Source organism: Actinomadura sp. 7K507 (assembly GCF_004348425.1).
GTDB lineage: Bacteria > Actinomycetota > Actinomycetes > Streptosporangiales > Streptosporangiaceae > Spirillospora.
This window is the reverse complement of sequence record NZ_SMKK01000357.1, coordinates 1-6938: the sequence shown is the minus strand read 5'-3', so window position 1 is coordinate 6938 and position 6938 is coordinate 1. Positions and strand designations below refer to the sequence as shown.

Below are 6938 nucleotides of genomic sequence, written 5' to 3'. Positions count from 1 at the left end.
GGGGTGGTGCGTGGGGATCATGTGGGTACGGGAGTGGGTGTCCGTAGATGTCCGGGGAGCCGTAGGGTTTCCCGGGGTCCTGTTGGGGTCGACCGGCGGGGGGTAGCGTGCCTCTGCTTCACAAGATCGCTGGAGTCGTGGTCGTCTGTGCCGTGGTCCTGGGGCTGACGCTGCCCGGTGTCCGGCGAGGCGGCGAGGGTGACGAGGTCGAGCGGACCGCGTCCGAGCCGACGGCCGACGCGCGGGCCACCAAGGCCGCGGGGACGCCCGCGCCGGGCGGGTCGGGGAGCGGGTCGCCGTCGGTGTCGGCGAGCGCGCCGATCGCGGCGGCGGCGCCCGGGGCCGTGGCGGTCAAGGCGAACGAGCTGGGCCAGGTGCCGGTGCTCATGTACCACCGCATCGTGGAGAAGCCGGACAGGCCGCTGGACCGGACGCCCAAGGAGCTGTACGACGAGCTGACGCGGCTGGCCAAGGGCGGCTACTGCCCGATCACGGCGGCGGAGTTCGTCGGCGGGCGGTTCAACGTCCCGGCCGGGAAGCACCCCGTCGTGCTGACGTTCGACGACGGGACGCCCGATCACTTCGCGCTGGACGCGCAGGGGCGTCCGAAGGCCGGTACCGCTGTCGAGGTCATCCAGCGCGTCGCCGCGGAGAACCCCGGGTTCCGGCCGGTCGCGACGTTCTACATGACCCGGGAGCTGTTCGGGATGGAGGACGAGCAGGCGTCGGCCGCGGTGCCGTGGCTCGTGCGGCGCGGGTACGAGATCGGCAACCACACGATGAACCACCCCGACCTCGGCGGCATGTCCGAAAAGGAGGTCCGAAAGGAGATCGGGGAGATCGAGGACCGGATCGTCCGGCTGACCGGGAAGCACGCGACCACGCTGGCGTATCCGTTCGGGGTCCTGCCGCGCAAGCGTGTGTGGGCCCAGAAGTCGGATGGCAAGTACGAGTTCCAGGGCAACTTCGTCGCGGGCTGGAGGCCCTCCTTGTCGCCGTTCGACGAGGAGTTCGACCGGTGGGAGATCAGCCGCGTCCGGTCCGAAGGCAAGATCAAAGAGGACGACTGCAAGAAGTACTGCTCGACCGCGTGGCTGGAGCACCTGGACAAGAACCCCGATGAGCGGTACACATCTGACGGTGACCCGAACACCGTGACGTTTCCCAAGGCGGCCGAGTACCGGCTGGACAAGGAATACCGGGGCCGGGCCCGGGCGTACTGACCCCGGTACCGCCGGACCCGCCGGGAGCTGGATTGACCACGGGAGATTGGTCCCATATCCTGATCGCTGCGCTGTGGGCCTGCGCGCGCTTCGGACGGAGCAGGCTCGCGCTCGGTCAGGTCGGCGACAACGGTTCGGTGCACTGACGCGGCACGGTCCGCGTCCCTTTCCGGTCCTCGGCAGGGCGGAAAACGGCCCTCCGCGCAGAACCCCATACGACTTCACTGTCCGTACCGGAGCCAGCCGACACATGACGAGCAGCACCGAGGCCACCTCGACCACCCCGCAGGTAGCGGTCAACGACATCGGGTCCGAGGAAGCCTTCCTCGCCGCGATCGATGAGACCATCAAGTACTTCAACGACGGCGACATTGTCGAAGGCACTGTCGTCAAGGTCGATCGTGACGAGGTCCTCCTCGACATCGGCTACAAGACCGAGGGCGTCATTCCCTCGCGCGAGCTGTCCATCAAGCACGACGTCGATCCGAACGAGGTCGTGTCCACCGGGGACCACGTCGAGGCCCTCGTCCTCCAGAAGGAGGACAAGGAGGGCCGGCTGATCCTGTCCAAGAAGCGTGCTCAGTACGAGCGCGCGTGGGGCACGATCGAGAAGATCAAGGACGAGGACGGCATCGTCACCGGGACGGTCATCGAGGTCGTCAAGGGCGGTCTCATCCTCGACATCGGGCTGCGCGGCTTCCTGCCCGCGTCCCTGGTCGAGATGCGCCGGGTCCGCGACCTGCAGCCGTATGTCGGGCGCGAGCTCGAGGCCAAGATCATCGAGCTGGACAAGAACCGCAACAACGTGGTGCTGTCCCGCCGTGCCTGGCTGGAGCAGACGCAGAGCGAGGTCCGCCAGACGTTCCTCAACACGCTGCAGAAGGGCCAGGTCCGCAAGGGCGTCGTGTCCTCGATCGTCAACTTCGGCGCGTTCGTCGACCTCGGCGGCGTCGACGGACTGGTGCACGTCTCCGAGCTGTCCTGGAAGCACATCGACCACCCGTCCGAGGTCGTCGAGGTCGGCCAGGAGGTCACGGTCGAGGTCCTGGACGTCGACATGGAGCGCGAGCGGGTCTCGCTGTCGCTCAAGGCGACGCAGGAAGACCCGTGGCAGCAGTTCGCCCGCACCCACCAGATCGGGCAGGTCGTGCCGGGACGCGTCACCAAGCTGGTGCCGTTCGGCGCGTTCGTCCGCGTCGAGGAGGGCATCGAGGGCCTGGTGCACATCTCCGAGCTGGCCGAGCGCCACGTGGAGATCCCCGAGCAGGTCGTCCAGGTCGGCGACGAGATCTTCGTGAAGATCATCGACATCGACCTCGACCGGCGCCGTATAAGCCTGTCGCTCAAGCAGGCCAACGAGGGCGCCGCCGGCATCGAGGAAGAGGACTTCGACCCGACGCTGTACGGCATGCCCGCCGAGTACGACGAGCAGGGCAACTACAAGTACCCCGAGGGCTTCGACGCCGACACGGGCGAATGGCTGGAGGGCTTCGACGAGCAGCGCGAGACCTGGGAGCGGCAGTACGCCGAGGCCCGGTCCCGTTTCGACGCCCACCGCAAGCAGATCGAAGAGGCCCGCAAGGCCGAGGCGGAGGCCGGCGCCGAGCCCGCGGCCACCACCGGCGGTGCCGCCGCCGGCGGCGGCGGCGGTGGTGGCGGGGGCGAGACCTCCTACTCCGGCGGCGGCGAGAGCGAGTCCACCGGTGGTGCGCTCGCCACCGACGAGGCGCTCGCCGCACTGCGCGAGAAGCTGTCCGGGGGCCAGTGAGCCCGTCCCCTCCTCCGGCGGGACGCGTGCGGTGTGCTCACCGCCGCGGAACGCCGGAGGACGGGATCCGGTGACGGCCCGCCGCCTCGGCGGCGCGGGCCGGAAAGCCGGCGCCGGAGCGCGGCGCCCGCCGATATCCTGAACACGGCCGGAGAACGATCTTGCGGGATCGGCCTCCGGCCGTGCTTCGGTTGCGTCACCATGATGTCGGACGGCCCCGCGACCCCGGCGCCGCCCGCGCAGCCCGTCCCCGAAGCGCCCGCCGCCCCGCAGGTCCGCTCGTCCCCCGGGAGCATTCGTTCAAGTGGCCAGCACCGACGCCAACACCGACGCCGGCACCAGGACCGGCGGCCCCGCCCCGTCGGGGTCCTCCATCGTCCCGCAGGGGCCCGCCAGGCTCACGCTGATCGCGGTCACCGTCGCCGTGCTCGCGCAGACGCTGCGGTTCTCGCTGCCCCAGCTCGACCGTTTCGCCGACCAGACCGGCACCGCGTTCGCCACCGTCGGCGTGCTGGTCGTGTTCGTCGCCGGGTTCGCGGCGCCGCTGGTCCGCCGCGTGGCCGGCCCGCGCGGACTGCTGCTCGCCGCGGTCGGGGGGCTGTTCGCCGTCCGGCTGCTCGCGCAGGCGGTCGACCCGCGCACCTGGCTCGCGTTCGCCGCCACCGCCATCGGGATGATCGCCGTCGCGGCGCTGTACGAGGGCGCCCGCGGCCTGTCCGGCGTCGGCTTCGCCACCGCGACCGTCGCCGGTCTGTCGGCGGACGCCGCCGTGCGCATGTGCTTCGCCACCTGGGACCCGGCGTGGCGCGACGGCGTCGGCCCGTGGCTGGCGTGCCTGGCGTTCGTCGGCCTCGGCGCCGCCGCGCTCTACCGGCAGTCCGGCGCCCCGCCGGTCGCCGCGCCCGGCCTCTCCTGGCGGGACGCGCTCGGCGCCGCCGCGTTCGGGCCGTTCCTGGCCCTGCAGGTCCTCATCCTGTCCAGCCCCGCGTTCGTGGCGTCGTCCGGCTGGCAGTCGCTGACCGCCGCGCACATCACGATCGTCGTGGGGCAGGGCCTCGCGCTGGCGTTCCTCGCCTCCGGCCTGGCGGTCCGGGCCGTGCCGGGCGGCGTGTGCGTCCTCGGCGGCACCATCCTCGGGGTCGGCGCGGGTGCCGTCGCCGGGACGTACGCGATCTCCGGCATCGAGGTCGTGCCCATCGTGATCCTCGGGCAGGTCCTGTCGGCATGGCTGCTGGCCGTGGCGTGCCGGGCGCCGCTGCGGCGCGCCGGGTCCGGCGGGCCGGTCTGGAGGGCGGACGTCGGGGCCGCGCTCGGCGGCCTGCTGATCGCCGTGATCCTGGTCCCGTACCAGATCAGCGCCATCTCCCCGCTGCCGTTCCCGAACAACGTGCTGCCCGGCTTCGCCGGGATCGCGCTCGGCGCGCTCGCCGCCATCGCCTCGGCCCGCGGCGGCCCGCTGCCCGCCCGCGCGCCGCTGCGCGCCCTCACCGCCGGCGCCGCCGCGCTGGTCCTGCTGGCCGGCACCCTGGTGTTCACCGTGGCCGCCCCGGACGGCAAGCCTCCGGCGCCGCCCGTCCCCGGGCATGTGCGGGTGCTCAGCTACAACATCCACGACGCGGTCGACCAGTCGGGCCGCCTCGATCCGGAGGGCATCGCCCGGGTCATCGAGGAGCAGGGCGCCCAGGTCGTCCTGCTGCAGGAGGCCGGCCGCGGGTCGCTGCTGTCGGGCACCGCCGACGTCGGCGTGTGGCTGTCGCGGCGCCTCGGCATGAAACTGGTCTGGGGCCCGGCGGCAGACGGGCAGTTCGGCAACGCGATCCTGACGTCGCTGCCGGTGCGCAGCTCCGGAACCGGCCGGTGGCCGCGCGGCGACTGGTCGCAGATCCGGGGGTACGTGTGGGCGCGGCTCGGCGTCGGCAACACCACGATGGACGTGTGGTCGACGCACCTGGAGGGCGGCGACGGCCAGGCCGACGAGCGGGCCCGCTCGATCGCCGCGCTGCTGCGGGCCTGGGGCGGCGCGCCCCGCACGCTGATCGGCGGCGACTTCAACGCCGGGCCCGACAGCCCGGAACTGGCCGCGATGACCGACGGCACCGACCTGCGCAGCACCGTGATCGGCAACGACTCGTCCCCCACCAGGGCCGACGGCGCGCAGGTCGATTGGATCTTCGGGTCGGACGGCATCCTGGTCACCGAGTACGAGGTGCCGGTGTCGGACGCCTCCGACCACTACCCGGTCGCGGTGACCATCCGGATCGGGCGCTGAGCAGACCCCGGCGGGTCCGCGCCGCTAGGGTCGGTACATGAGCGCAGCGAACCGGGGGGTGTGGGGGGTCGCCCTCCCACGGGGAGCAGGGTCATGAGCGAAGCGACGGTCGCGGTCGAGCGGGCCGGCCCGCAGGACGCCGGTGAGATCCTGACCGTCCAGCGCGCCGCCTACGTCGCGGAGGCGCAGCTGTACGGCGACCCGTTCATCCCCCCGCTGGTCGAGTCGGCCGAGCAGCTCCAGAAGGTGCTGTCGGGCGACGCGGTGGTGCTGAAGGCGGTCCTGGACGGCCGTCTCGTCGGCGCGGTCCGCGCCCAGTTCAGCGACCACACGTGCCTGGTCGGGCGCCTCGTCGTCGTCCCCGACCAGCAGGGCCGCGGCATCGGGCGGCGGCTCCTCACGGCCCTGGAGGCCGAGGTGGCCGGGCGCGCCGACGCGTGCGTGCTGTTCACCGGGCACCTCAGCGAGACCAACCTGCGCCTGTACCGCCGCGTCGGCTACACCGAGACCCACCGCGAACGCGTCGCCGCGCACCTCACCCTCGTCCACATGCGCAAGCCCCTCGTCGCCGCCGAAACCGTGTGACCATTAGGGTGAGCCCGTGCTGAAAGTGGGACTCACCGGCGGAATCGGGTCGGGCAAGAGCGAGGTGTCCGCGCGGCTCGCGGAGCGCGGGGCCGTGGTCATCGACGCCGACAAGATCGCCCGTGAGGTGGTCGAGCCCGGCACTCCCGGCCTCGCCGCCGTCGTGGCGGAGTTCGGCGACGAGGTGCTCCTGCCCTCCGGCGGCATGGACCGCGAGAAGGTCGGCCGGATCGTCTTCACCGACCCCGACCGGCTGGCGGCGCTGAACGCGATCGTCCATCCCCTGGTGGGCGAGCGGATGCAGGAGCTGATGGACGCCGCCCCCGCCGGCGCGGTCGTGGTCTACGACGTCCCCCTCCTGGCGGAGAACGGCCTGGCGTCCATGTACGACGAGGTGGTCGTCGTCGACGCCCCCGAGGACGTCCAGCTCGACCGTCTCGTGGCCCGGCGAGGCATGACCGAGGAAGACGCCCGTGCCCGCATGGCGAACCAGGCGACCCGCGAAGACCGCCGTGCGGTGGCCACCCACATCATCGACAACTCCACCACCCTCGACGCCCTCGGTACCCAGGTGGACACCCTCTGGAAGACCCTCACCCACCGCGCCGCCCAACGATCGTGACGATGGCCGCGCGACCGGCTGGGCACCGCCCGCTCGGTGACTAACAGAGACCGGGCGACAGCGGAGTGTCGGTTCTTGTGGCATGCTGGGGCATCCACCCGGTGAGCATGGAACGCGGAGGAGAGGCGATTACCGCCGTGGCTACGATGCCCCTCGACAAGACCGCTTTCGCCGATCCTTCGACGGAGGGCGACGCCGACCTGAGCCTGCTCAGTCCGGAGACCAGGCGGCAACTGGACTCATTGAGCGAGGATCTCCGGCCGGGCATCGTAAGGATCATGGTCCTGTTCGCGAAGATGCACATCCGCATGGACGAGATGAACAGGAACCTGGCACTCCTGGCAGACAGAAGGGACGATGCGGCGCAGTAGCGGCTTCTGCAGGACGATGCCCCCGGAACCCACCACGCCCGGTCCGGGGGCATCGGCATGTCAGAAGGGGGTGTCGAGGGGGAGGTGGCGGACCTCGGGG

Annotated in this window: 6 protein-coding genes; all 6 read left to right on the top strand. The window is 71.7% G+C overall.

The window, feature by feature from the left end:
* Positions 1 to 107 precede the first annotated feature (107 nt).
* The gene (locus E1285_RS42150) at positions 108 to 1223 is read left to right on the top strand and encodes a polysaccharide deacetylase family protein (RefSeq protein WP_132160414.1); all 1116 of its coding nucleotides are present in this window, start codon (positions 108 to 110) and stop codon (positions 1221 to 1223) included.
* A gap of 250 nt (positions 1224 to 1473) precedes the next feature.
* Positions 1474 to 2991, top strand: a complete 1518-nt coding sequence (gene rpsA / locus E1285_RS42145) for a 30S ribosomal protein S1 (protein WP_132160412.1) — start codon at positions 1474 to 1476, stop codon at positions 2989 to 2991.
* Positions 2992 to 3295: 304 nt separating this feature from the next.
* Complete coding sequence (locus tag E1285_RS42140; RefSeq protein WP_243723436.1) at positions 3296 to 5260, top strand: endonuclease/exonuclease/phosphatase family protein; 1965 nt, start codon at positions 3296 to 3298, stop codon at positions 5258 to 5260.
* Positions 5261 to 5353: 93 nt separating this feature from the next.
* Positions 5354 to 5845 (top strand): GNAT family N-acetyltransferase, encoded by a 492-nt coding sequence (locus tag E1285_RS42135; RefSeq protein WP_132160410.1) that lies wholly within the window; start codon positions 5354 to 5356, stop codon positions 5843 to 5845.
* 16 nt (positions 5846 to 5861) lie between these two features.
* A complete protein-coding gene (gene coaE, locus E1285_RS42130) occupies positions 5862 to 6467 on the top strand; it encodes a dephospho-CoA kinase (RefSeq protein WP_132160408.1) in 606 nt (201 codons plus the stop codon).
* A gap of 101 nt (positions 6468 to 6568) precedes the next feature.
* Complete coding sequence (locus tag E1285_RS42125) at positions 6569 to 6838, top strand: hypothetical protein (RefSeq protein ID WP_132160406.1); 270 nt, start codon at positions 6569 to 6571, stop codon at positions 6836 to 6838.
* The last annotated feature ends 100 nt before the right edge of the window (positions 6839 to 6938 follow it).

Coding starts and splice junctions, on each gene's coding strand:
- E1285_RS42135 (WP_132160410.1), top strand. CDS start 5,354: ATGAGCGAAGCGACGGTCGCGGTCGAGCGGGCCGGCCCGCAGGACGCC.
- rpsA (WP_132160412.1), top strand. CDS start 1,474: ATGACGAGCAGCACCGAGGCCACCTCGACCACCCCGCAGGTAGCGGTC.